Below are 24,007 nucleotides of genomic sequence, written 5' to 3' on the forward strand. Positions count from 1 at the left end.
GCGACCGGGGGCGGCCGCCCCGGCGACGAGAAAGGCGGCGCCAGGGACAGGAGCGGACGCGTCAGGGACGGGGCAATCGACGCCAGGGACGGGAGCGAGCGCGCCCGGGGACACCCTGGCGGGCGTTCACCTGTCCCTGGCGCCGGCACCGGAGCGCCGGCGCACGCGCAGGGCAGCGAGCCCCCCGATGAGGACGAGCCATGTGGGTGTCCCCTGGATTCCGGGCTCCATCTGGCAACCACCGCTGTCTCTGCCTGGCGGGCCGCCGCCAGAGCCGCTCTGCGCGCCGGTGTCACCGGCGCTACCCCCTTCGCCCGTCCCGCTGCTGGAGCCTGCGCTCGTGCTCGTGGTGCCGCCACCGCCAGCGGTGCTGGCATCACCGCCGCTGCCGCCGCTGCCGGACGCATCACCGCCGCTGCCGCCGGTGCCGGACGCATCACCGCCGCTGCCGCCGGTGCCGGAGGCATCACCGCCGCTGCCGCCGGTGCCGGAGGCATCACCGCTGCTGCCGCCAGTGCCGGAGGCATCACCACCGCTGCCGCCGGTGCCGGAGGCATCACCACCGCTGCCGCCGGTGCCGGACGCATCACCGCCGCTGCCGCCGGTGCCGGACGCATCACCGCCGCTGCCGCCGGTGCCGGACGCATCACCGCCGCTGCCGCCGGTGCCGGAGGCATCACCGCCGCTGCCGCCGGTGCCGGACGCATCACCGCCGCTGCCGCCAGTGCCGGACGCATCACCGCCGCTGCCGCCGGTGCCGGAGGCATCACCGCCGCTGCCGCCAGCGCCACCCTCTCCACCGCCGCTGCCGCCGGCGCCACCCTCTCCACCTGCGCTCGGCAAGCATACGCCAGCCTGGCACACCCCTGTGCCCGGACGCTGCCCAGGAACATAGAGGTGCACGAGGGGGGACGGGTAGAACACACTGCCGAGCGTGCCGCCCGCCATCAGAACGCGTCCATCATCCAGCCGCACCGACACGCGATAGGTGAGCGGGATGTTCAAAGCTGGGCCCGGCGACCAGATGTCGCTCGCTGGATCGTAAAGCTCGGCCGTATAATCCAGCGAATACTGACCGTCCAGCTGGCTTGCCACGAGCACCCTGCCGTCGGCGAGGAGCACGGCCGCAGTCCCGTACCGCCGGGCGGCCATCTCCGCCGCTGGCGTCCAGGTGTCGCTCGCCGGATCGTAGAGCTCGGCTGTCGCGAGGGCGATGCCCTCGTAGCCACCCCCCACGACGAGCACCCTGCCGTCCTCGAGCAGCGTGGCCGTGTGCCCCGAGCGTGCCGAGATCATCGGCGCCACAGGCGTCCAGACGTCGGCCGCCGGGTCATACACCTCCGCCCTGTTCATGTGGTCGCCGCCGCCCACGACGAGCACTCTGCCGTCCTGGAGCAGCGTCGCCGTGGGACTCCATAGCCCCGCAGTCCCGGGCGCGACCAGGGTCCAGACGTCCGCGGCGGGGTCATACACCTCCGCGGATCCGTCGCTGCCGCCCGCGACGAGCACCCTCCCGTCCTGGAGCAGCGTCGCCGTGCCGAGCCCGCGACCGCGGAGCATGGGCGCGGCCTCCTCCCATGCGCCCGTGGCCGGGTTGAACCGGTCCACGCGATCGCGACTGATCACGAGGACCGTGCCGTCCTGCAGCAGCTTGGCGTGCGTGATCGAACGCATCGGCAGAATTCCCCCGATGAGCTCCCATCGATCCATGCTCGGGTCGTAGCGCATCGCCCTCCAGCGTGTGGCGGCGCTATCCTCCACCCCGATGACCAGCACCGTGCCGTCCTGCAGCAACGTGGCTGTGATCGCGTGCTTCATCTCGCTCGGCATCCGCGCCGCGGCCTGCCAGGCATCCGGCGTCCCCTCGACGTCGCAGCGCGCGCCGTCCGGCTTCTCGGGCGCGGGCCCCGAGCACCCGAGCGCAGGATCGCAGGCGGGAGGCTCGTGACAGCCGTCCGGCGGCTGGCAGCTCGCCGGGCTCGCTGCGACGCAGGCGCCGCCCTCGCACGTGCTCGTCGCGGAGCACACCTCGCCGTCGTTGCACGGGGTTCCGTCGGGCGCGGGGGTGCCGCCGGCGCAGGTGCCCGCCTCGCAGACGCCTCCCTCGAGGCACGCGTCGGTGTCGTCGCAGGGCGTGCCCGAGAGCGGCGTGCAGGCGCCGTCCCTCGTGGCCCCTGCCGAGGCCGCGCACGCGTCGCACGGACCGGCACAGGCCGCATCGCAGCAGACCGAATCCGCGCAGAAGCCGCTGGCGCAGTCGCCGCCGGCCTCGCAGGCCGCGCCGAGCGGCGCGCGCTCGTGGAAGAGCAGGGCGGAGGCCGTCGGCACCGGCGCGCCGGTGGGCGAGCCGGCCGCGACCAGCCCGCCGGCGACCAGCACGCTGCCGTCGTGGAGGCTCGTCGCCGTGTGATGCGCGCGCGCCATCGTCTCCGGCGGCTCCACGTCGAGGGGCCCCCAGGCAGCCCTCGCCGGATCATAGAGCTCCAGCGCGGCGCTGAACTCGCTGTAGCGCGACAAGATCACGAACTGGCCATTTTCGTCCTCGTATCCGCAGTCGTACGACACCATGCCTCCTGTCAGGAGGACGCGTCCGCTGGGGAGCAGCGAGGCGCCCAGGCCGCTGTCGAAGCCCCCGACCGGCAAGCAGTCAGGATACGGGTAGTAGAAGGGGTCATGCCCCGGGATCCGCAGCCAGAGATCGACCTCGTGGAGGTAAAGCTGCGAGGGCATCTGGGACGAGAAATCGTATCCGCCCACGAAGAGGACATCGCCGCTGGCGAGCCGCGTGGCGCGGTATGTAGGGGACCACTCGACGATCCCGGAGGTCGGTGTCCAGGAATCGGTCTCCGGATCGTAGATGTTGCCGTGGCTGCTGCCCACTGCGAAGCGGCTGCCCACCGCGAGCACGCGGCCGTCTCGGAGCAACGTCGCGCTCGTGGCGGTCACGTCGCTCAGCGATCGGATGGGAGTCCATGTGCCCGCGAGGTCATCATAGATGCTGCCCGCGAGGGAGCCCGACGCGCGGCCGAGCATCATCAGCTTGCCGCCCGGGAGGTGCACGGCGTGGGGCGCCGTGAGCGCCGGAGTCAGGGGCGCCGCCGCGCTCCACTGATCGAGATCCGGGGCATAGACCTCGACATGCTCGCCGTCCGTCAACAAGGCCAGCCCGTCCGGCAGGACGGCCGTCGCGGCGACCTCGCGCAGCGGGCTGCGGAGCGGCGCTGCGGGCGCCCACGTCTTGCTCGCCGGGTCGTAGAGCTCGACCTCCCGGAGGAGCACGGTTCTGTCGCTGCCGTGGCCCCCCGCCACGAGCACCCGGCCATCCTGGAGCAACGTGGCCGCGTGCCCGCCGCGCGGCGTGATCATCGGCGGCACGCGCTCCCAGGACGGCGTTTCGTCGGCCCAGACCTCTCCCGCCGGCAGCACCACCACCGCGCAGGCCAGGGCGACCCTCGGTAACCAGCTCGATTGCATTCAGCTCCTCCTTCGCCGCCGTCTGATGCCTCCCGGTCACCGAACGTTCAGCTCCTGGAGCACCGTCGGGGCGAACGGTGTCGCCGCTTCGAACGCCGAGTTCATGAACGTGGCCGTGAGGGCGCTCGGGCCGACCTCGCCTCCTGCCTCATGCGTCGAGGCGGAACGGGTAGCCGTCCGAGGCCACAACGATCGCCTCGGCGCCCGGCTCGCCCTGGGACCGGCGCAGCAGGGTGCTCGCTCCCAGCGCCCACATCTCGGCGCCGTCCCCGCGCACAGCGAACAGGGTGCCCCAGGTGCAGGGTGCTCATCGGCCGGAGGCGTGAAGCGGGGAGAGGGACGGGGCTTTGCTGCTCACGAGGACGCGAGGTACACGCTCGCCCGGCGAGCGTCCAGGCGACAGCCGACAGGGGCTCTCATGGACCGTCAGCGGCGCAGAGCGCCCCGGCAGGTTGCGCCAGAGGAGATGAGGAGCAGCGTGTCGTACGGAGCGCGTCGTGCGCGCTCCCGCGCGACCGGCGAGCGCCGCTCGGGCGCTCCGCCGGTCGCGGGGACGCCCTCGAGGGGCGCAGTCCGCGTCAGGGCGCCTGGATCTTCGCCTTCACCCACCGTCCGGACTCGGTGAGCTGGCCGTCGGACCAGGGGCCGCTCGCGCCCGCGCCGGGCCGGAGCGCGGCGCACGCCTCGGCCTTGTCGACGATCGACCAGTTGAGCCAGCTGATCTTGTTGGTGCTCAGGAAGTCGAGCCAGGTCTGCGCCTCGCCGAGGTCGAGCGCGCCGTCCCCGCTCGCGCTGCAGGTGCCCCACTCGGTCACGAACAGCGGGAGGCCCGCGGTCATCGCGTCGGTGGCCTTGGTGCGCAGGTAGGCCTTGTGCGTGGCGGCATAGAAGTGCAGCGTGTAGGCGATGTTGCTGTAGCGCGTGATCGGGTTCCTGGCGGCCACGTCCACGTCCTGCGACCAGGTCGGCGTCCCGACGATGACGAGGTTGTCGGCGCCGGCGCCGCGGATCTCGCCGATCACCTCTTCTGCGTACGACTTCACCTGGGCCCAGCTCTCGTTGTCGGGCTCGTTGTAGACCTCGAAGATCACGCCGGGCTCGTCGCCGTACTCCGTCGCCATCTCCCGGAAGAAGCGCTTCGCTGCGTCCTTGTGGTTCGTCAGGGCCGCGTCGTGATCGTGCCAGTCGATGATCACATAGATGCCCCGCGCAATCGCGGCGTCGACGATGGTCTTGACCTTGCGCTTCTCCGCGTCCGGGTTGTGGAGGTAGCCGTACCGCCCCTCCACGCTGACCGTCATCGCGGCGCGGACGACGCTCACGTCCCAGCCGTCCACGAGCGTGTTGACGGCGGAGGCGTTGTAGAACTTCTCTCCCTCCCAGACGCTCCAGAACAGGCTCATGCCCTTGAGCTGGAGCTCTGCCCCGTACGCGTCGACGACGCGGTTGCCCATCACCTGGAGGCTGCCGTGGCGCTCCACGGGCGTGCCCGTGACCGGTCCCGTCCCGGTCGACGTCGTCGAGCTCGTGGCGCTCACGACGGTGGTCACGCTCGACGTCGACGCGTCGCCGCCGCCCGCGCCGCCGCTGCCGCCCGCGCCGCCGCTGCCGCCCGCGCCGCCGCTGCCGCCCGCGCCGCCGCTGCCGCCGACGCCGCTCGTGGTGGTGGTCACGGCCGACGTCGACACGGCCGACGTCGACGCGTCACCGCCGCCGGCGCCGCCGCTGCCGCCCGTGCCGCTCGTCGTGGTCGTCACGCTCGACGTCGACGCATCACCGCCGCTGCCGCCCGTGCCGCTCGTCGTGGACGCCACGGTCGACGTCGACGCGTCACCGCCGCCGGCGCCGCCGCTGCCAGCCGCGCCGGTCGTGGTGGCCGCCACGGTCGACGTCGCTGCGTCTCCGCCGCCGCCGCCCGCGCCGCCGCCGCCGCCGCCCGCGCCGCCGCTGCCGCCCGCGCCGCCGCTGCCGCCCGCGCCGCCACTGCCGCCCGCGCCGCCGCTGCCGCCGGCGCCGCCGGCGCCGCCGTCACCGCCGCTGCCGCCCTCGCCGCCCGAGGACGCCGACGTCGTCGTCGACGCCGAGCTGCTGCTCCCGGAGGACACCGACGTCGTCGACGCCGAGTCGCCGCCTCCTGACGCCGAATCCCCCGCGGTGCCCTCGCATCCGAGCAGCATCATGGCCGGCAGCGCGAGATGCAGAAGACCGCGCGTCCATCGCGGCCCGATAAACAACCCCGTCGTCACGTCGTGGCTCATCGTGTTCTCCGAGTGAAGCGCTCGCCCGGTGCGCCTGGCATCGAGCAAAGGGAGTCAAGGAAGGGCATCAAGGAAGCAGGGCCGACGCGCTGTTAGCAGGGCCAACGCGACGGGTGAAGAAGGAAAGAGGGGCCATCCATCTTACCCACAGCGCGTCACGTCATCGCGGCGCGTCACGCCATGGGCGGCCCGCCCGCGCGGCCGAGATCGCCGCGCCGGCGTGCTGGAGGCCGAGGACCGGCGCGCTAAGCGCCTGTCGGCAGGAAGTCGCCGTGGAACCCGTGCGGCACGCGGCCCGGGAGCTCGACCTTCGCGACCGGCCCGCCCGCCACGTCGGTGGCGTCGAGCACGAGCAGATGGCTCCGGCTCGTCGCGCGGCTGAACACGTACGCAAGGAGCCACCCGTCGTCCTCGGCCGTCCCCTGGGGGTCCTGCACGAACATCGCCTCGCCCGCCTCCTGGTCTGCAGGGAGCGCGTGCACGACGGTCTTGTCGGCGACCCAGTCGTATTTGACGATCTGATTGAGCGCCGGGGTCGCCCCGGGCGCGGACGGCTCGAGCGTCGTCGTCACGCCGTATCCATAGCGGTATCTCCTGCCCTGCCGCGCCGGGTTGATGCGCGGGAACTCCACGAAGCGATCATCGAGCTTCGTGAGCGAGACCTTCGCCCGCGCCAGATCGATCGAGAAACGGTGAGGGCCGAGGCCAGCGAAGTGGAGGAAATGACGGCGCGATAGCATGGGTCGGTCCTGGATTGATGAAGTGATGGCCACTGGGAACGAGGGAGAAAGCAAGGATCCAGACGCGTCGAAGATGCCAGCCCCGGGGTGCGAGCCCCGGCGAGGACGCCTCCCGCGCCGGACCTAGCAGTCGAATACCCCGGCGCCCCGCTCGAGCTCTCCGAACGGGTCCACGAGCGCGCGCACGAACAGGCGCGCCGGCGCGCTCTCGATCCCGCCCGCCGCGCGCCAGGTGACGTGGCGAAGCTCGCCCAGGAGAGCCCCGGCGAGCGGCGTGTAGACGAGATCGAGCGCCGAGGGGCGGACGCCGTTGGCCTCGTAGCCGTACTCCCAGAGGTGGGTGCCGGCGATGGCGAACGCGACCGCGGCCGCGGCGCCGAAGCGGCACGTCCGGGCCCGGAGGTAGATCTCGCTCCCGAGCAGGCCATGGCCGATCACGTTGATCGGCCAGGGATCGTGGTCCCACCGGAAGGCGGGCTGGGACGCGTCGAAGAGGGGCGGCTTCGTGATCGCCTCGCCGTAGTGGTATCCCCAGCGCTCCAGGCGGAAGTCGGCGAACGGATCGGGCCACAGGACCGCTTCCACGCTGCGCGTCACCGTGAACATGGCCAGGGAGTGCACGATCGGCGGCGCCCAGGAGGGCTCGGCGCTCGCCGGCGCGGCGGCGCCCGCGCGCGGCGGGGGCGTCGCCGCCATGAACGCGCGCTCCGGAGGAGCGGCGGCTCCGGCCGGCGGAGGGGCCGAGTCGGCCCGCGGAGCGGCCGAGTCGACCGGGGGCGCGTTCGTGGACTGGCCGGCGCACGCGGCCGAGAGGACGGCGAGGAGGGCGGCGGCGCACGGGCGAATCTGGGCCATCGGGGACAGCGGACGCGGCGCGCGCCGGGAGTGGCGGCCGGCCGCAAGTCTAGTACCGCGGGTCAGAAATCCTGCCAGTGATCTGCCTCGCGAAAGGAGAAAGATTTCAACGCAAAGGCGCAAAGGCGCAAAGACGCAAGGGCGCAAGGGCGCAAGGGCGTAAGGGCCCAAGGGCCCAAGGGCCCAAGGGCGCAAGAATACATGGCATCTGTCGTTGTTTTGCGCCTTGGCGTCTTTGCGCCTTTGCGTTGAAATCTCCATCGGGATCGATGGCCAGGACTCCTGGAGGGCGGAACTGGCACACCGACGCCCGTGGTGATGCGCCGGCCTCGCCGGGCCCCAGGGTATGCTCCCACCCCATGGCCGAGATCATGATCATCACGGGCGGCGGCCGCGGGATCGGCGCCGCCACGGCGCTGCTCGCCGCGCGGCGGGGCTACGCGGTCGCGGTGAGCTACCTGCACGACGAGGGCGCCGCGGCCAGGGTGGTCGACGCGATCCGCGGCCGCGGCGGCGTCGCCCTCGCGGTCGCGGCGGACGTGAGCGCAGAAGAGGACGTCGTGCGCCTGTTCCAGACCGTCGACGGCGCCCTGGGCCCGGTCACGGCGCTCGTGAACAACGCCGGCGTGCTCGAGCGCCAGGCGCGCCTCGAGGACATGACCGCGGAGCGCGTGCAGCGCATCCTTGCCACGAACGTCCTCGGCAGCTTCCTGTGCGCGCGCGAGGCGGTCCGGCGCATGTCGACGCTCCGCGGCGGCAGGGGAGGCGTCATCGTGAACGTCTCGTCGAGGGCCTCGCAGCTCGGCTCTCCCGGCGAGTACATCGACTACGCCGCATCGAAGGCCGCGATCGACACGCTCACCATCGGCCTCGCGAAGGAGGTCGCCGCCGAGGGCATCCGGGTCAACGCCGTGAGGCCCGGGATCATCGACACGGACATCCACGCGAGCGGCGGCGATCCAGGGCGCGCCGAGCGGCTCGGCGCGACGCTCCCCCTCGGCCGCGCCGGCAGCCCCGAGGAGGTGGCGCACGCCATCCTGTGGCTCGCCTCGAGCGAGTCCTCCTACTGCACCGGCTCCCTCCTGGACGTCGCCGGCAGCCGCTGAGCCGCGCCTCGCCGCTGCCGGCGCCTCATCGCCGCCCGCCCTCGCCGATCGCCTCGGTCACGACGGCCGCGAGCGTCCGCGCCGCCTCCAGGAGCGCGGGCTCCGCGTGCGCGCCGAACCCCAGGATGAGCCCGGGCGCCCGCGGCGCGGAGCGCGGACGCGCCGCGATGCTGCGCGAGAGCGGCAGCGCGTCCACGCCCCGCGCCGCGAGCGCCTGGACGACCGCGACGTCGTCCAGGCCCGCGGGCAGGTCGAGCGTCAGCACCGAGCCCCCCGCCGGGGCGCGCGCCCGCACCGCGCCCGGCAGCAGGCGCCCGAGCTCCGCGAGCAGGAGGTCGCGGCGGCGCCGCGTCGCCTGCTTCAGCTTCCGGAGATGGCGCGCGAAGTGGCCCTCGTCGATGAAGTCGGCGAGCGCGGCCTGGAGCAGGTGGGGCGGCGAGCGCGTCGACGCCGCGCGCATCGCGGCCACGGGGCGCACCAGCGCGGGCGGCACGATCATGAAGCCGAGGCGCAGCCCCGGGAACAGCGCGCGGCTGAAGGTCCCCACGTGGATCACGCGGTCCTTCACGCCCTCGATGTCGAGGGCGAGCAGCGACGGCAGCGGCGAGCCGTCGAACCGCAGCTCGCCCTCGTAGTCGATCTCGACGACGACGGCCCCCGCCTCGCCGGCCCATGAAAGGAGCTCGACGCGCCGCGCGAGCGTGAGCCGCGCCCCGGAGGGGAACGCGTAGGCCGGCGACACGAAGGCGACCCGCGCGCGCGGCGCGCCCCGACGTCGATGCGCGCCGACGTCGACGCGGAGCCCCTCCTCGTCGACCGGGATCGGGACGGGCCGCGCGCCCGCCATGCGCACGGCCGCGCGGAGGGCGAGCGGCCCCGGGTCCTCGATCCAGGCGGCGTCGCCCGGGTCGAGCAGGGCGCGGCAGCAGAGGTCGATCGCGCCCTGGGAGCCCTCCGTGATGAAGACCTGGTCGACCGTCGCGCGCACGCCGCGGGCCACCGCGACGTGGTGGAGCACGGCGCGCCGGAGCCGCGGCGCGCCCCGCGGCTCGTCGAGCAGCGCGTCGGCGGCCGACATCGCGCGGAAGCGGCGCGCGATGCACCGGTCGAGGATGCGCCACGGCAGGAGCTCGAGGTCCGGCAGGCCGACCCCGAACGGCCGCGAGCGGGCGCGCGTCTCGAGCAGCGCGTCGAGCTTGTCGGCCGGCACCACCGCCGCGACGCGCCGCGCGCTCTTCGAGGTGCGCGGCGCCGCCGCTCCGGGCTGGGCGCGGGCGGCGCTCTGCCCCCCGGCGCGCGCCGGCACCCGGGCGACCACCGGCGCCCGGCGGGGGCGGACCACGATGGTGCCGTCCGCGGCCAGCGCCTCGTACGCCGCCACCGCGGTGTTGCGCGACACGCCGAGCTCCCGCGCGAGCTCGCGAGACGACGGGAGCTCGCGGTCGGGCTGGAGGACGCCCTCGAGCACGGCGCGGCGGAGCTGCTCGACGAGCTGCGCGGCCAGCGTCGCCGGCGCGCCGCGATCGAGGCGGAGGAAGGCGCGGGCGGCCCGGGGGCCGTGAGGGCCGGGGGAGTCCGGGGAGGCACGTCGCGCTGGCACCATCGAAACCCGCCGCGGTGGCACTTTCCAGGGTGCCAGATCCGGGTCACCGTGTCGACGAGGAGACGGCCATGGCCACCACGGAGGATCCCACCCGCTCGACCAGCGCCCGCCCGCGGCGGGCGTTCTCCGACGGCAAGACGGGCGAGCTGTCGTCGCGCATCGCGCGCCGCGCCGCCGAGGCGCACGCCGGGCGGCCGCTCGACCGGCTGCTCGCGGAGGACCTCCCGGGCAACGACCTCACCACGCTGCTGCTCCACTGCCTGCGCCAGCGCGCCCTGCGGAGGAGCTTCGCCGACGTCCTCGAGCACGCGGAGCGCGCGCCGATGACGCACGCCTCGGCCGCGGACGCCCGGCGGATCCACGCCTTCGACGCGGCGGCGTTCGCCGCGGCGGCGGGCTTCGAGGCGGTGGATCTCGCGCCGGTCGAGCCGCTCGGCGCCGCCGCGTGCGCCGGCGTCGAGCCGAACAACGTGCTCGCCACGGTCCGCTTCGCCGAGGTCGCCGCGGATCCCACGACCGGGCTCGCGCTGCACGCGGCGCGCCGCCGGCGCGAGGCCGGGCGCGGCGAGCCGCTGCGGCTGTGCGCGAGCCAGCGCGTGCTGCGCATGCAGCCCACGAAGCACCCGGGCTTCAGCCCGCACTTCCGCCTGTTCGCCCTCGTGACGGCCGTCCGCTCGCCGGCCCGGGGCGAGGACGACGCGTGCGAGCGGCGGGCCCTGCTCGAGCAGCTCGTCGTCTGGGCCGACCTGGTCCGCGCGCTGCCGGGCGCCGGCTTCCGCGCGGCGGGGCTGCGCGTGGTCCTCTCCGATACGGCCCTGGTGCGGGCGTGCCTCGGCGCGCGCGGCCTCGACGCGGACGCCATGGCGCTGCGGGCGAAGGCGCACGAGCCCGGCTCGACCGAGGCCGCCCTGCGCGAGGCGTCGGTCGACCTGCCGCGCGCGGCGGCCGATCTCGCGGGCGCGGCGCGGTCGCTCGGCCTCGGCCCGGAGCTCGTCGCGCGGGCCGAGCGCTGGGTCGCCGAGGTGGCCGAGCCGCTCGCGCGCGCGCGGCCCGAGGTCGAGGTCGTCCACGACCTCGCGCGGCTGCAGGGGCTCGGCTACTACGCCGGGCCGTTCATCCAGCTCGTCGTGCGCCGGGACGACGGCCTGGAGCTCCCGCTCGGCGACGGCGGCGCGGTGCCGTGGCTCGGCGCGCTGCTCTCGAACCGCCGCGAGCGGATGATCGCGACCGGCCTCGGGACCGAGATGCTCGTGAAGCTCTACGATCGATCCACCCCCCGGGCCGGCGAGGCCCCGCCGCAGGAAGGGACGCCATGATCCTCGAGACGCCCTCGCTCACGCTCCGCCCCTGGACTCCGGCCGACGCCGACGCGCTCGTGAAGAACGCGGACGATCGCCGCGTCTGGGCGAACCTCCGGGACCGCTTCCCGCACCCCTACACGCGCGCCGACGCCGAGGGCTGGATCGCGCTCTGCGCCGGGCAGGCGCCGCCCGGCGCGGGCCTGGCCATCGTGGTGGACGGGGAGGCGGCCGGCGGGATCGGCCTCGAGCGCTTCGACGACGTGCACCGGAACACCGCGGAGATCGGCTACTGGCTCGGCGCGCCGTACTGGGGCCGCGGCCTGGCCACCGAGGCGGTGATCGCGATGACGCGGTACGGCTTCGAGCACCTCGGCCTCGAGCGCATCCAGGCCGGGGTCTACGGCTGGAACGGCGCGTCCGCGCGCGTGCTCGAGAAGGCCGGTTACGCGCTCGAGGGGCGGATGCGGCGCCACGTCGTGAAGGACGGGCGGGTGGGCGACGTCCTGCTCTACGCGCGCGTCCGGGACGATGCCCGCGTGGAGCAGGACGGCGCGCGGCGGTGAAGCCAGGGTAGACTCCACCCGATGGTCTTCCGCCAGCCCGCCTTCCGCCGCGCCTCGGGCAGCGTCGGCTACGGCCCGTTTCCCATCCGCGGCGCGCGCCTCCTCTTCTCCGTCCTGCTGCTCCTCGGCGCGATCATCGTCTCGATCGTCGCGCTCTCGAAGGATCACCTCGCCTGCACGCCCGGCGCGCGGTGCGTCCTGACGCGCGCGATGACCTCCAGGACGATCGGGTTTCCCATGTCCGCGCTGCGCGACGTGCGCGTCGACATCAGGCGGGGGTCGAAGGGAGGCAGCCACGGCGCGGTCGTCCTCCTCCTGGACGGCGGTCACGAGGTCTCCTTGCAGCAGGTGAGCTACAAGCGGGCCGCCGAGGTCGCGACGCTCGTCCGCGCGGGCCTCGCGGGCGAGCAGCGGATCGACGTCACGCTGCGCGGCCCGTGGTGGATCCTCCCGCTCGCGATCGGGATGCTCGCGATGGGGCTCACGATGGCGTACTCGGCGACCAAGGGGCTCGGGCGGTTCCGTCTCGAGATCACGCGCGGCGGCGCCGCGCTCCGGGCCCGGCGGTTCGTCCTCGCGATCCCGGTCTCGTCCCACGAGGTCTCCCTCGAGGGCGTCACCGACGTCCGCGTCGAGGGCGGGACGCTCGGGGAGATGTGGCTCGGCCGAGGAGAGGCGCCCTCGCCGGCCGGGCGCATCGTCCTCGTCCATCGCTCCGGCGCGGCGCGCCCGCTCACCGAGGCCGTGTTCCCCGGCCAGGCCGTGCACCTGCGCGCGGCCGCCGAGCTGCGGGCGCTCCTCGGGATCGAGCGGGAGCGCCATGACGTCGAGGAGCAGCTCGCGTCGCTGCCGCGCACCAGGACGCCGCTCGGGACGCGCGTCGCGGTGGCGTGGGCCGGCACGACCGTCGGCGCGATCGCCGGCATCGGGCTGCTCGGGCTCGCGGGCATCGCGCTCGGCCTGCTCCGCACGAGCGATCCGATCGAGGCGTGGCTCGTCGCGGTCGGCGGCGGCGGCGGCGCGATCGCGGGAGTCGCCCTCGCCCTCTATCTCACACGAGCTCGGCCGCCGCGCTGAGCGCCTGTCGTCGCAGCGCGGCTTTCATCAGCGGTCGATCGCGAGCCCACGCTAGACTCGCCCTGCATGGATGTCGTCTCGGCCTGTCCTCTCCGCGTCGCGTCGAGCCTCTGGCAGCCGCGGGCCGGCGCGTGGGCGCTCACGATCGTCTGCAAGGCGACCTACACGCTCGCGCCGGGCGAGTCGCTGCTCGCGCTGGAGCAGGACGAGCCCACCAGCGCGGAGTTGTACTGGGAGGACGACGAGCACCGCAGCCTGGTCCTCGGGAGCGATCTGGCCCCTTTCAAGCGGCGCGCCGACGTGCTCGTCGTGGGGCACGCGTACGCGCCCGGATCGCGCCCGGTCACGTCGCTGCTCGCGCGGCTCGCGGTGGGCGCGATCGACAAGTCGATCGCGGTGTTCGGAGATCGCGTGTTCACCCCGGATGGGGCGCTGAGCGAGCCAGTGCCGTTCGCGAAGATGTCACTCCGATGGGAGCGCGCCGCCGGCGGGCCAGGCACCGCGAACCCGGTGGGCGTACCGCCGCCGGGCGCGGCGCCCGACAGGCAGGGAATGACGCCCGCGCCCAACCTCGAGATGCCGGGCGCTCACGTCACCGGCCGCCGCGACGCCATCGAGCCGGCGGGCTTCGGGCCGATCGCCCCGAGCTGGCCAGGCAGGGCGCACAAGCTGGGCTGGCACGCGGCGACATGGAATCACGCGCGCTGGAGCGAGCGGCCGCTGCCCGATGACATCGACGCGGGCTATTTCAACGCGGCGCCGCCCGATCAGCAGATGGACGAGATCTGCCCCGACGAGCGGATCGTGCTGGAGAACCTGCACCCCGCGCACGCGCGGCTGATCACGAGGCTCCGGGCCGTGGCGCCGCGCGCCGTCGTGGAGCGGGGCGGCGCCCCGGCGCAGGAGAGGAAGCTCCGGTGCGACACGCTGTGCATCGACACCGACCGGGGGACCTGCTCGCTGACGTGGCGCGGATATGTCCTCCTGGACCACCCCCAGCAGGCGGGCCGGGTGGAGATCACGCTCGCGGAGGAGCCGCGAGGGCTCGTGATCGCCGCGACGGCCAGCGCGCTCGACGTCGCCGGTACGCTCCCCGCGTCGCTCGCGCTTCAGCCGCGCGAGGTGCTCCCGTTCGCGGGGACCACGGAGATCCCGCCCCTCGTGTCGCTCGCGCTGCAGCCGCGCGAGGTGCTCCCGTTCGCAGGGACAACGGCGTTCCCGACCCCGGTGCCGCACGCCGTGCCGTCGCACGCCGTGCTCCCGTTCGCAGGGACCACGGCGTTCCCTCCCCCTTCGCCGCCACGATCCCAGCCCGGCGCGCCGCGCGCGCCATCGTCCCCCTTCTCGCCGGAGCCCATCCCGCACGACCCCGTGCGCGCGGAGACCGTCGCGCCGAGCGCGCCTCCCCCCATCGCCGAGCCGCCGCGGCTCGGCCCGCTGGCGGCGCTCGGGGCGCCTCCGCCCCCGGAGCCTCAGGAGTCGGAAGAGCCGGAGGAGCCCGCGGCCCCCACGCACGAAGCGGAAGCGCCGGAGGAGCCCGCGCCCCCCACGCACGGGGCGGCGCCGGCGCCGACAGCGGACCTGCGCGAACCGACGATCGAGGAGGTCTCCGTCGAGGCGTGCGCCGCGCTCGACGCCTCGCTGGCGCTGCGCCCGCACGAGAAGGATCGCATCTTGCGAGAGAGCCGGTTCGATGAGCCCGCATGGGCGCGGCTCCGCGCCGCCTGGGCGGCGGAGATCAAGCGCGAGCTGCGGCGAGGCCGGAACGAGCTGCTCCGCACCTACGACGCGGCCTATGTAGCGCAGCTCGAGAGAGAGCGCGGGCCCATCTCCGCCGATGAGCTCGCGCGCATCACCGTGGGCGCGGAGCGCGGTGATCTCGCGGACGCGCTGCGCGACGTCGGGTTGCCAGACGAGAGCGCGATTCGCATCCAGCGGACGTGGATCACCAGGATCGCCCGCGACGCGGCGCTCGGCGATGAGGTGCGCAAGGCGGTGACGAGAGCGCGAGCGGGGTGAGCCGGAGCCGGCGGCACGGGCGCGTCCGGGCATTCCGCGCGCGTTCGCGCGCTTGCAGCCGTTACCACGCTCACGTAGCATCGCCCGCCTGTCCGTCGTGCGTCGGCGGCCCCCGGCGGAAACCAGGATGAGATGAGGTCATGACCACCCCCTCTTCACACCTCTTGTCGGTCCAGGTCGCCTCCGGCGACTCGCTCGATGTGCGGCAGTTCCAGATCACCGAGCAGATCTCGAAGCTGTTCTCGGTCACCGTCCTCGCGCACAGCCTCAATCCGGACATCGATTTCGACGCGATCGTGGGTTATCCCGCGTCGTTCACCGCGCACTTCGGCGCGGAGGTGCCGGCCTCGCGGACGTGGGCCGGCATCTGCACGTCGCTGCAGCAGGTCGCGGTCGAGCCGGACGGCGTCTCCACGTACCAGATCGACATCGCGCCGTCCCTCTGGTTCCTGACGCAGCGCCGGCGCAACCGCATCTTCCAGCACCTCTCGGAGCTCGGGATCGTGGAGAAGATCCTGGACGAATGGAGCATCCCGTTCGACAGGCGCACCTCGCTCGAGCACAAGAAGCGCAAGTACCGCGTCCAGTACGGGGAGAGCGATTTCGTCTTCATCTCGCGGGTGCTCGAGGACGCGGGCATCAGCTTCTACTTCGACGCCGCCTCCGGCGACAGCAAGCTGGTGCTCTGCGACACCCCCCAGGGCAACGAGACGCGTCGGCCGATCCGGTTCATCGACGCGCCGGGCGGCCGCGACGTGGAGCACGTCACCGCGGTGCGCGTCGGCCGCAAGGTCCGACCGGGGAAATACACGCTGCGAGATCAGGACTACCGCAGACCGCCGACGTACCGTCTGATGCAGTCCGGGACCGGCGGCACCGCGCCGGAGCAAGGGCTCGAGCGATACCATTATGTGCCCGGCGCGTTCCTGTTCGAGAGCGGGAAGGGGGACGATACGCCGGCCGCCGACGACAAGGGCAAGTACCGCACGGACGAGAAGATCGGGACGGAGCTCGCGCAGCGGCGGCTCGACGCCAAGCGGGTGACGGCGCGGACCGTCCAGTTCGAGACGAACTGCCTCGACGTCGCGCCGGGCGTGATCGTCACCTTCCTCGATCACCCGAAGAGCGAGGTCTCGACCGGCAAGCGGCTCCTCGTCACCTCGGCGGAGATCTCCGGCACGTACGGCGGGGAGTGGTCGCACGCCTGCAGGGCAGTCAGCGCGGACATGCCTTATTACCCTCCGCTCTCGACGCCCAAGCCCAGGACCCAGGGCGTCGAGACGGCCACCGTCGTCGGGCCGCCCGGCGAGACGCTCCATGTGGACGAGTTCGGGCGCGTGCGCGCGCAGTTCCACTGGGACCTGGAAGGAGCGATGGACGACGCCTCCTCGTGCTGGATCCCCGTCTCCCAGACGGGGGCGGGCGGCGGCTTCGGCCACGTGAACCTCCCGCGCGTGGGCCAGGAGGTGATCATCGACTTCCTGGGCGGCGACCCCGACAGGCCGGTCGTCGTGGGCCGCGTCTACACCAACCTGCAGAAGGTGCCTTATTCGCTCCCCGCGATGAAGACCCAGAGCGGGTGGAGGAGCCAGACGATCGGCGGGTCGGGCTACAACGAGGTCATGTTCGAGGACGCGCCCGGCCGCGAGCTCATGCGCGTCCAGGCCGAGCGGGACGCGACGAAGCTGGTCAAGCACGATGAGTCGAGCACCGTCTGCAACGATCGCACGACGACCATCGGGAACAACGACTGCCTGACGGTCGGAAACGACCGCACCCACACGGTCGGCAACAACGAGTCCATCCAGATCGGCAACTCCCAGACGATCCTCGTCGGCGTCAACCAGTCGATCACGGTCGGCGCGGATCAGACGATCACGCTCCCGGCCGGCAACCAGACGGAGACCATCACCGGCAACCGGACCTTCACGCTCACGGGCGATCTCACCGAGACGATCACCGGCAACAGCGCGCTCACGCAGGTGGGCAATCAGACCGAGCAGGTGACGGGCGACTCCTCGCGCACGCAGACAGGCAGCCAGTCGGTCACGCTGGTCGGGGATCGCACGCACATCCAGGTCGGCAGCCAGGCCGAGCTGCAGGCGGGGAACCAGAGCTCGCTCCAGTTCGGCGATCGGCTCGACCTGCAGATCGGCGGCCGCAGGGACTTCCAGCTCGGCAGCCGGCTCGACGTCCAGCTCGGCGGCACCACCCGCGTCGAGATCGGCGCCCTGAGCGACACCGTCGTCGGCGCGCGCACCGAGGGGACGACCGCCGACTCCACCGAGAACGTCGGCGCGGCCAAGAACGTCAACTCCGCCACCTGGACCGTGACCACCGGCGCGGCGAAGGTCGACGGCGGAGCGTCGTTCGAGGCGAGCGGCGCCGCGGTCAAGGTGACCGGCGGCGCCATCAACATCGAGGCCGGTGGCGAGACCGTCATCAAGGGCAGCATCATCCGCCTCAACTGAGGGCAACATGATTCCAGCGAGGACCCGATGAGCGCTCACGACCCGGAAGGCTCCACCCCCGCCGACCCCGCGCCCGACGCGGACGTCGGCGCCGCGCCCCACACCGTCGCCCTCGCGCACGGCCACTCCCTGGTGGTCGAAGGGGGACAGGAGCACAACCGCCTCCAGCTCGTGGACCCGAGCGGCGCCGCGCACATGGAGATCTCCATCGGTCCGGAGGGCATCCGCCTCGTGGTGCGCGGGGCCGGCCTCTCCCTGGCGACGACAGGCGCGCTCGCGATCGAGGCCGATAGCCTGTCGCTCCACGGCAAGAACGGCATCTCGCTCACGACGGAGGGGGACGCCCGCGTCGAGGCCGCCGGCCGCCTCGAGACCGTCGGGCGCAGCCAGCTCATCCGCTCGGCGCGCGGCAACGTGCGCATCCAGGCCAACGACGACGTAGAGGTCACGGGCGAGCGCGTCCGGCTGGGCTCCTGACCGGATCGAGGGGCATGGAGCTCGAGAACCACACCCGCTTCACCGCGCGGCTGTTCCGCACGGCCATCGACGACCATCGCATCGCGGCGTCGCTCGTGACCAAGATCACCTACGAACTCCGGGGGACCGAGCTCGTACCCAGCGAGGAGCAGCCCTGGCGGATCTCGGCGGAGCCGTGGGAGAGCGAGTACGGCGTCATCGACACCGATCAGCTCTTTTATCGCGGCGGCGTCGACCTCTTCCTCTTCGGCCACGCGCGCCCGGAGAAGCCCGGAACGACGCGGTTCACCCTCTCCGTCCTCGTCGGCCGCGAGTGGAGGCGGGAGGTCGTGGTCTCCGGCGTGCGGGTGTGGCGAAAGGGCCTGTCCGGGCTCTCAGCGACATCACCGCTCCCGATCGAGGCCATTCCGCTCACGATGGCCTATGCGTACGGCGGCAAGGACGTGTGGGACGGGCTGGACGTGCCCTATCCCCTCAACCCGGACGGGATCGGCTGTTACCTCTGGCCGCACAGCGCCGAGGACAGGCCGCTCCCGAACCTGGAGGAGCCCGACCAGCTCATCTCGTCCTGGGACGACAGGCCGCTCCCCGCGGGCGTGGGCCCCTGCCCGCCGATGAGCGGAATCCGCCTCGCGCGCCTCGCCGGGCCGTCGCTCCACGCGCACGCGGCCGGCGCGCCCGACGCCGCGGCCGCGGGGCCGCCCATCCAGTTCGACGCCACCTTCTTCAACGCGGCCCACCCGCGCATGATCGTGCCCGCGATCGAGCCGGGCACGCGTATCGCCGTGGGCGGCGTCACGGGCGGGGCGCCGCTCGTCATCGACCTCCCGGAGGTCCGACCGCGTGCCCGCGTGCGCTTCGAGGACGAGGTGGACGAGCGCCCGCTGGCCATCGACCAGGTGGGCATCGAGGCGGACAGGGGGCGCGTCTTCGTCAGCTATCGATTCCCCTTCCGGTACGTCGTGGTCCCCGAGCAGATCCGCGAGGCGCACCTCTTCCTCTGAGGCCGATCATGTACTGCAACGTCCTCGTCCACGTGAACCCGATGATCGGCCTGGACCCGCACACGGCGCTCCCGCCGCCGGTCGGCCTGCCGCTCATCCCGATCTACGCCCACATCACCGGCGCGTTCAACCACTGGGCGATCTGGGGCTTCGCCACGGCGAAGGACAGCTCCATCGTGCTGTGCGATGGCAACAAGACGATGCAGCGGGGGACGGACATCGGCTTCTTCGTCATCCACGTCCCGATACCGCTCATCCCCCACTTCCTTCTCCCCATCTGGAACACGCTCACCGGGTCCAAGTCGGAGTTCGGCGTCAACGCCGTGCTGGTGGAGGACGCGCCTGTCGCGGTGGCGGTCGCCAAGATCGTCAATCTCAACCTCAACTGCTTCGGGTTCACGTCGCCGCTGCCGGGCGTGGGCGTCGTCATCACGTGGACCAGCGTGCAGGCGAGCATGTCGCTCGCAGACTTCCTGGCGGGGCTCGCCGCGGCGGTCGTCGACTGGGCGATCCAGGCCCTCGTGAACAAGCTCACGGCGACCAAGGCGTTCGGCCGGTTCGTCGACCGGATCACCGGCCCGCTGTGGCGCCGCATCGCGCCCGGGCTCGTGGAGCGCCTGCCGTCGGGCACGATGCTCGGCTCTGCCTTGCATGCCACGGGGTGGAACCGGTCCGCCGCGTACTTCGCGGGCAATGTCCCTGCCGCGGCGATCAGCATCCTGGGGCACGGGTCGCCGCTCGGGTATTCGGCCCCCTGGACGCTGGGCGGCGGCCTCAACATCGGTGACACATCGTATTTCGACCCGTCCGGGTGGGCGCACGGCGCTGTGTACGACTACTTCAACAGCCCCTCGGTGCCCCAGTATCCGTCCGCGCCCGCAGGGCCCGTGCCCGTGCCCGCGCCGGGCCCCGCGCCGGCCCCGCCGTCGCCCTCCACCGCGACGCCTGCGCCGACCGCGACGCCTGGGCCGACAGCGCCGGCGCCGACCACGCCGACCCCCGCGCCGACCCCGGCCCCGGCGCCCACGCCGACAGGCAGGCGATGAAAGAATCGTTCTCCAGCCCCGGCCTCACGGCGCGCCAGCTCTCGGCGAAAGATCCCGAGGGCGGGCAGATCCTCTCCGTGGTCTGCAAGCGAACGTACAGCGTCGATGGCCGCGGCCGCCTGTCGCGCGCGTCCGAGCAGGTCCCGCTGTTCGAGGACTTCATCCTGGATCCAGCCGCGCCCGCGGTCATCGTGCACGACACCGACCTCGTCGCCTTCAAGCCGCTCACCGACGTGCTGGTGCTGGGCCACGCGTACGCGCCCGGCCCGGCCTCGTCCCTCCTCACGGCGGTGCGCGTCGGCGAGCGCTCGAAGCAGGTGCTCGTGGTCGGCGACAGGCGCGCCGCGCTATCGCACACGGGGCGCCTCTTGCTCTCGGATCCGGCGCCGTTCGAGCGCATGCCGCTCGGCTACGACCGGGCTTACGGCGGCATCGACGCCGTGGCCGAGGCGCGGCTCGGCGATCCCACCGCGCCGATCAAGGCGTGCATGCCGCGCGAGGCGCAGGGCCCCGGCGCGAGCGAGTACAGCTACCCGCGCAACTTCGCGGGGAAGGGCTACCTGATCGAGGCCACGCCGGAGGCGGTGGAGGCCCTCGTCCTGCCCAACCTGGAGGATCCCGAGGACCGGCTCACGCCGGAGCGGATGGTCGTGGGCAGCACCCGGGCGTGGCCGAGGATGCCGCTCCCCGCGTCGTACGGCGCGCTGGATTACGGGTGGTTCCCTCGCTTCGGGTACATGGGGGTCGTGCCGCTCCACGATCAGGAGCACGCCGTGTTCCAGGAGGTGCGGCGCGGCTTCGCGCCTGCGTCCGTCCTCAAGGAGACCTTCCTGAGCCCGGACCACGACGTCGACTTCCGCTTCACGTGCTGCGGATCCCTGGGTTTACAGCTCCCGCACCTCGCGGGCGACGAGGAGCTCGTGCTCTACAACCTGCACCCGCGGCACCCGAAATGGGAGATCCGGCTCCCCGGCGAGCGGCCGGAGATCGCCACGGATGGCCGCAATGGCAAGATGAACAAGGCCGATCCGGTGATCCAGACGGTCACGATCGAGCCCGATCACGATCGCGTCACCGTGGTGTGGCGGGGCGCGGCCAGGGCGATCCGTCCCTACATGCCGACGGAGCTGGAGAAGATGCCGCTCCGCGTGGCGTGGTGAGCGCCGCCATCGCGCGTCCGCGGTGAAGAGCGGACGGCTGCGGCCTCAGGCCGGGTGGAACGGCGCTCCGATCTCCTCGGCCGGAGCCTCGCGTCCAGCCGGCTCCACGAGCGGGAGCGTGAAGTAGAACCGGGCGCCGCGCCCCACCTCGCTCTCCGCCCAGATACGGCCCTTGTGCGCGTCGATGATCCCCTTGGCGATGTAGAGCCCCAGCCCGGTGCCCTTCTTTCCGGGCGTCTCGTCCTTCCAGTACCGCTCGAAGATGCTCTCGAGGTGCTCGCGGGGGATGCCGGGCCCTGTGTCGGCGACGGCGAAGCAGGCCATCGCCCCCTCCCGGTGCACGGACAGGGTCACCCGACCGCCCTGGGGCGTGAAATTCAGCGCGTTCCCGAGGAGGTTCGACAGCACCTGGAGCACGCGCTCCCGCTCCGCGCTGATCATGAGGCCGGGCTCCTTCACGCCGAGATCGAACCGGATCTGCATGGATTCGGCGAGGGCCCCGAACACCTCCAGCGTCTCGCGCAGGAGATCGTCCACCGCGCACGGCGCCAGCGTCACGCTGAACTTGCTGGCCTCGATCGTCGTCACGTCGAGCATGGTCCGGATGAGGTGCTCCATCCGCTTGGCGACGTGCTCCATCGACTCCGCGTGATGCCGCACCCTCTCCGAGTCGCTCGTCTTCCGCAGCAGCGCGGCCTTCAGCGTGATGGCGCCGAGCGGGTTGCGCAGGTCGTGGGCCACGATGCCCATGAGCTCGTCGCGCGCCGCCACCGCCCTGCGCGCGGCCTCGCGCGCCTCCCGCACCTGGTTGTACGAGCCGCCGAGGCGGCTCGTGAAGTACCAGGCGATCCCGAAGCCAGCGAACACCAGCGAGCCCAGCAGGGCATACAGCCGCACCTCGAGCTGGCCCAGATCCGCCCTCGCTTTGTCGTAGTGCTCGGTGAGCCCCTCTTCCTTGTGCTCGACGAGCCGAGCGAGGGAGTCATCGAGCTCGCGGCGGAGCGGCGTCAGCTCCTCGTCGAGCCGGCGCACGAGCGGGCTCGCGTCCTCGGACCGCGCCTGTCGCCGGGCCGTGAACAGCTCTTCCCGGAGCGGCATGAAGCGCCTGGCCGTCTTCTCGACCTCCTCGACGAGCTGGAGCGCCGTCGGGCTGAGCGTCTGGCGGCGGAGCGCGCGGACGTTCTCGTCGAAGCGCGCCCTGGAGTCCTGGGCGGCTTTCAGGAAGCTGTCGTCTCCGGAGATCAGGTAGCCCTTGCCGTTCACCACCGCGAGCTCGCAGTTCCACCGGAGCCGCTTCGCGAGCGTGATCTCGTGCTCTTCGGCGCGGAGCCAGGCGATCTGAGCGTCTGCCATGGACGAGAATCGCCGCACCGAGAACGCCATCCCGGCCGCCAGGAGCAAGGTCAGGATGGCGTAGCCTACCCTCGCCTTGGCCTCGAAGCGCGACCGCGTCGGCATGGCTCTTCAGGAAGGGCTCCTCTCAAGAACCAGGCCGAACGGCGCGAAGCGCAGGAGGGCCCCCGGCGCCGCGGCGGAGCGGCGCCCGCGGCGCCGGCGGCGGACAGGAGCGCGGCCGGCGCCTGGAGAAATCGCGATCCCCCGAGATGCGGGAGCCTCGTTCGTCGCCCTCTGTGCTGGATCGACACAGCGCGAGCGGCCTCGGCGCGCGGGGGGCGCGCCAGGTGATGGCAAGCACACTTTCCCTGGTGTAAAGGATCCGCTCCATGGCCGACCGAGCTGCGAACCGGGTCCGCGAGCAGCGCGAGGCGCGCGGGCTGTCGCAGGTCGCGCTCGCCGAGCGCGCCGGCCTCACGCGGCAGAGCGTGGGCGCCATCGAGGCGGGCCGCGCCACCCCGGCGGTCGACGTCGCGCTGCGCATCGCGAGGGCCCTCGACAGCCAGGTCGAGGACCTCTTCGGCGCGCCGGGCGCGGCGACGCTCGTCACCGCCGAGGCCGATGGCCCGCCGGCGCCGGGCCGCGCCGCGATGGCGCGCATCGGGGGCCGCTGGGTCTCCTACGCGCTCGTGCAGGACGCGGTGCGGGTGGCCGCCGACGGCATCGTGACCGGCGAGCGGCTCGGGAAGGCGTGCGTCGAGCCCCTCCGGGCGCTCGCCGAGGTCGAGGAGAACGTCGTCCTGATGGGCTGCGCGGCCGGCCTCGGGCTGCTGGCCGACCGACTCAACACGAGGCCCGGGCCCGGGCGGTTCCTGTGGTTCCCCCGCTCGAGCACCGCGGCCCTCCGCGCGCTGGCCGCGCAGCGCACCCACGTCGCGGGCGTTCACCTCGTCGACGCGCGCACCGGCGAGGCGAACGTCGCCGACGTCCGCCGGCTCGGGCACGCCGAGCCGATCGTCCTCATCACGCTGGCGCGCTGGGAAGCGGGCCTCGTCGTGCGCGGCGAGGACGCGGACCGCATCCGCGGCGCGGCCGACCTGGGCCGCCCTGGCCTGCGCCTCGCCGGCCGCGAGGCGGGCGCCGGCGCCCAGCGGCTCCTCGAGCGCGAGGTGCGGGCGCACGGCATGCCGATCGAGCTCGCGCGCAGGCCGCAGGTGCGGCTCACCGGCCACCTCGACGTCGCGCGCGCCGTGGCGATGGGCGCGGCGGACACGGGCGTCGCGACGCGCGACGCCGCGATGGCGTTCGGGCTCGGCTTCGTCGCGCTGGCCGAGGAGCGCTACGACCTCGCTTTCCCGCGCGAGGCGCTCGGCGACGCGCGGGTCCAGCGCCTGCTCGACGTCCTCGTCTCGGGGGAGTTCCGCCGCGAGCTCTCGGCGCTCGGCTACGACGTACGCCCGGCGGGCGAGCGGGTCGCGGAGGTCCGGGCGGCATGACGGGGCCGGCGGAGGCATCGAA

The 24,007-nt window shown here is 73.2% G+C and carries 18 protein-coding genes; 12 read left to right on the top strand and 6 right to left on the bottom strand.

Annotation, left to right across the window (positions count from 1 at the left end):
* Positions 1-126: 126 nt before the first annotated feature.
* Both WME76_RS45980 and WME76_RS45985 read right to left on the bottom strand, forming a co-directional pair.
* The gene (locus tag WME76_RS45980) at positions 127-3,474 is read right to left on the bottom strand and encodes a kelch repeat-containing protein (protein WP_437962553.1); all 3,348 of its coding nucleotides are present in this window, start codon (positions 3,472-3,474) and stop codon (positions 127-129) included.
* Between the two features lie 578 nt (positions 3,475-4,052).
* Entirely contained in the window at positions 4,053-5,012 is a 960-nt protein-coding gene (locus WME76_RS45985; protein ID WP_437962554.1) for a glycoside hydrolase family 5 protein, read from the bottom strand.
* Here WME76_RS45985 and WME76_RS45990 point away from each other — a divergent pair.
* Positions 4,966-5,748 (top strand): hypothetical protein, encoded by a 783-nt coding sequence (locus WME76_RS45990; RefSeq protein WP_437962555.1) that lies wholly within the window; start codon positions 4,966-4,968, stop codon positions 5,746-5,748. The two genes, WME76_RS45985 and WME76_RS45990, sit on opposite strands and share 47 nt — an antisense overlap.
* Before the next feature lie 229 nt (positions 5,749-5,977).
* Here WME76_RS45990 and WME76_RS45995 read toward each other — a convergent pair whose 3' ends face one another.
* Together WME76_RS45995 and WME76_RS46000 are read right to left on the bottom strand one after the other, a co-directional pair.
* Positions 5,978-6,472 carry a carotenoid oxygenase family protein gene (locus WME76_RS45995; protein WP_437962556.1) on the bottom strand — a complete coding sequence of 165 codons (495 nt, stop codon included), beginning with the start codon at positions 6,470-6,472 and terminating at the stop codon, positions 5,978-5,980.
* Between the two features lie 123 nt (positions 6,473-6,595).
* Positions 6,596-7,327, bottom strand: a complete 732-nt coding sequence (locus WME76_RS46000; protein WP_437962557.1) for a DUF3943 domain-containing protein — start codon at positions 7,325-7,327, stop codon at positions 6,596-6,598.
* A 359-nt stretch (positions 7,328-7,686) separates the two neighbouring features.
* Between WME76_RS46000 and WME76_RS46005 the strand changes: the two genes are divergently transcribed.
* Complete coding sequence (locus WME76_RS46005) at positions 7,687-8,433, top strand: SDR family oxidoreductase (RefSeq protein ID WP_437962558.1); 747 nt, start codon at positions 7,687-7,689, stop codon at positions 8,431-8,433.
* Positions 8,434-8,458: 25 nt separating this feature from the next.
* Here WME76_RS46005 and WME76_RS46010 read toward each other — a convergent pair whose 3' ends face one another.
* Entirely contained in the window at positions 8,459-10,036 is a 1,578-nt protein-coding gene (locus WME76_RS46010; protein WP_437962559.1) for a PLP-dependent aminotransferase family protein, read from the bottom strand.
* A 68-nt stretch (positions 10,037-10,104) separates the two neighbouring features.
* On the opposite strand from WME76_RS46010, the gene WME76_RS46015 reads away from it, so the two are divergent.
* The 9 genes from WME76_RS46015 (at position 10,105) to WME76_RS46055 (ending at position 21,154) form a co-directional block, all read left to right on the top strand.
* Complete coding sequence (locus WME76_RS46015) at positions 10,105-11,352, top strand: hypothetical protein (RefSeq protein WP_437962560.1); 1,248 nt, start codon at positions 10,105-10,107, stop codon at positions 11,350-11,352.
* Positions 11,349-11,900, top strand: coding sequence for a GNAT family N-acetyltransferase (locus tag WME76_RS46020; RefSeq protein WP_437962561.1), 552 nt, complete (start codon positions 11,349-11,351; stop codon positions 11,898-11,900). Before WME76_RS46015 ends, WME76_RS46020 begins: the two co-directional genes overlap by 4 nt.
* A 21-nt stretch (positions 11,901-11,921) precedes the next feature.
* Entirely contained in the window at positions 11,922-12,977 is a 1,056-nt protein-coding gene (locus WME76_RS46025) for a hypothetical protein (RefSeq protein WP_437962562.1), read from the top strand.
* Between the two features lie 66 nt (positions 12,978-13,043).
* On the top strand, positions 13,044-14,996 hold the full coding sequence (locus WME76_RS46030) for a DUF2169 domain-containing protein (protein WP_437962563.1): 1,953 nt from the start codon (positions 13,044-13,046) through the stop codon (positions 14,994-14,996).
* A gap of 140 nt (positions 14,997-15,136) precedes the next feature.
* On the top strand, positions 15,137-17,467 hold the full coding sequence (locus WME76_RS46035) for a type VI secretion system Vgr family protein (RefSeq protein WP_437962564.1): 2,331 nt from the start codon (positions 15,137-15,139) through the stop codon (positions 17,465-17,467).
* Between the two features lie 27 nt (positions 17,468-17,494).
* A complete protein-coding gene (locus WME76_RS46040) occupies positions 17,495-17,944 on the top strand; it encodes a hypothetical protein (protein ID WP_437962565.1) in 450 nt (149 codons plus the stop codon).
* Positions 17,945-17,958: 14 nt separating this feature from the next.
* Entirely contained in the window at positions 17,959-18,948 is a 990-nt protein-coding gene (locus WME76_RS46045; RefSeq protein WP_437962566.1) for a DUF2169 domain-containing protein, read from the top strand.
* Between the two features lie 8 nt (positions 18,949-18,956).
* On the top strand, positions 18,957-19,994 hold the full coding sequence (locus WME76_RS46050; RefSeq protein ID WP_437962567.1) for a hypothetical protein: 1,038 nt from the start codon (positions 18,957-18,959) through the stop codon (positions 19,992-19,994).
* On the top strand, positions 19,991-21,154 hold the full coding sequence (locus WME76_RS46055) for a DUF2169 family type VI secretion system accessory protein (protein WP_437962568.1): 1,164 nt from the start codon (positions 19,991-19,993) through the stop codon (positions 21,152-21,154). The genes WME76_RS46050 and WME76_RS46055 overlap by 4 nt, the downstream gene beginning before the upstream one ends.
* 45 nt (positions 21,155-21,199) lie before the next feature.
* On the opposite strand, the gene WME76_RS46060 is transcribed toward WME76_RS46055, so the two are convergent.
* The gene (locus tag WME76_RS46060; RefSeq protein WP_437962569.1) at positions 21,200-22,612 is read right to left on the bottom strand and encodes a sensor histidine kinase; all 1,413 of its coding nucleotides are present in this window, start codon (positions 22,610-22,612) and stop codon (positions 21,200-21,202) included.
* Between the two features lie 266 nt (positions 22,613-22,878).
* Here WME76_RS46060 and WME76_RS46065 point away from each other — a divergent pair, with 266 nt between their 5' ends.
* Positions 22,879-23,985, top strand: a complete 1,107-nt coding sequence (locus WME76_RS46065; RefSeq protein ID WP_437962570.1) for a substrate-binding domain-containing protein — start codon at positions 22,879-22,881, stop codon at positions 23,983-23,985.
* Positions 23,986-24,007: the final 22 nt, after the last annotated feature.

The organism is Sorangium sp. So ce119, from assembly GCF_051524405.1.
Classification (GTDB): Bacteria; Myxococcota_A; Polyangia; order Polyangiales; family Polyangiaceae; genus Sorangium; species Sorangium cellulosum_G.

Coding starts and splice junctions, on each gene's coding strand:
- WME76_RS46055 (WP_437962568.1), top strand. CDS start 19,991: ATGAAAGAATCGTTCTCCAGCCCCGGCCTCACGGCGCGCCAGCTCTCG.
- WME76_RS46010 (WP_437962559.1), bottom strand. CDS start 10,036: ATGGTGCCAGCGCGACGTGCCTCCCCGGACTCCCCCGGCCCTCACGGC.
- WME76_RS46065 (WP_437962570.1), top strand. CDS start 22,879: ATGGCCGACCGAGCTGCGAACCGGGTCCGCGAGCAGCGCGAGGCGCGC.
- WME76_RS46030 (WP_437962563.1), top strand. CDS start 13,044: ATGGATGTCGTCTCGGCCTGTCCTCTCCGCGTCGCGTCGAGCCTCTGG.
- WME76_RS46015 (WP_437962560.1), top strand. CDS start 10,105: ATGGCCACCACGGAGGATCCCACCCGCTCGACCAGCGCCCGCCCGCGG.
- WME76_RS46035 (WP_437962564.1), top strand. CDS start 15,137: ATGACCACCCCCTCTTCACACCTCTTGTCGGTCCAGGTCGCCTCCGGC.
- WME76_RS46025 (WP_437962562.1), top strand. CDS start 11,922: ATGGTCTTCCGCCAGCCCGCCTTCCGCCGCGCCTCGGGCAGCGTCGGC.
- WME76_RS45995 (WP_437962556.1), bottom strand. CDS start 6,472: ATGCTATCGCGCCGTCATTTCCTCCACTTCGCTGGCCTCGGCCCTCAC.
- WME76_RS45980 (WP_437962553.1), bottom strand. CDS start 3,474: ATGCAATCGAGCTGGTTACCGAGGGTCGCCCTGGCCTGCGCGGTGGTG.
- WME76_RS46060 (WP_437962569.1), bottom strand. CDS start 22,612: ATGCCGACGCGGTCGCGCTTCGAGGCCAAGGCGAGGGTAGGCTACGCC.
- WME76_RS46050 (WP_437962567.1), top strand. CDS start 18,957: ATGTACTGCAACGTCCTCGTCCACGTGAACCCGATGATCGGCCTGGAC.
- WME76_RS46040 (WP_437962565.1), top strand. CDS start 17,495: ATGAGCGCTCACGACCCGGAAGGCTCCACCCCCGCCGACCCCGCGCCC.
- WME76_RS46005 (WP_437962558.1), top strand. CDS start 7,687: ATGGCCGAGATCATGATCATCACGGGCGGCGGCCGCGGGATCGGCGCC.
- WME76_RS46020 (WP_437962561.1), top strand. CDS start 11,349: ATGATCCTCGAGACGCCCTCGCTCACGCTCCGCCCCTGGACTCCGGCC.
- WME76_RS46000 (WP_437962557.1), bottom strand. CDS start 7,327: ATGGCCCAGATTCGCCCGTGCGCCGCCGCCCTCCTCGCCGTCCTCTCG.
- WME76_RS46045 (WP_437962566.1), top strand. CDS start 17,959: ATGGAGCTCGAGAACCACACCCGCTTCACCGCGCGGCTGTTCCGCACG.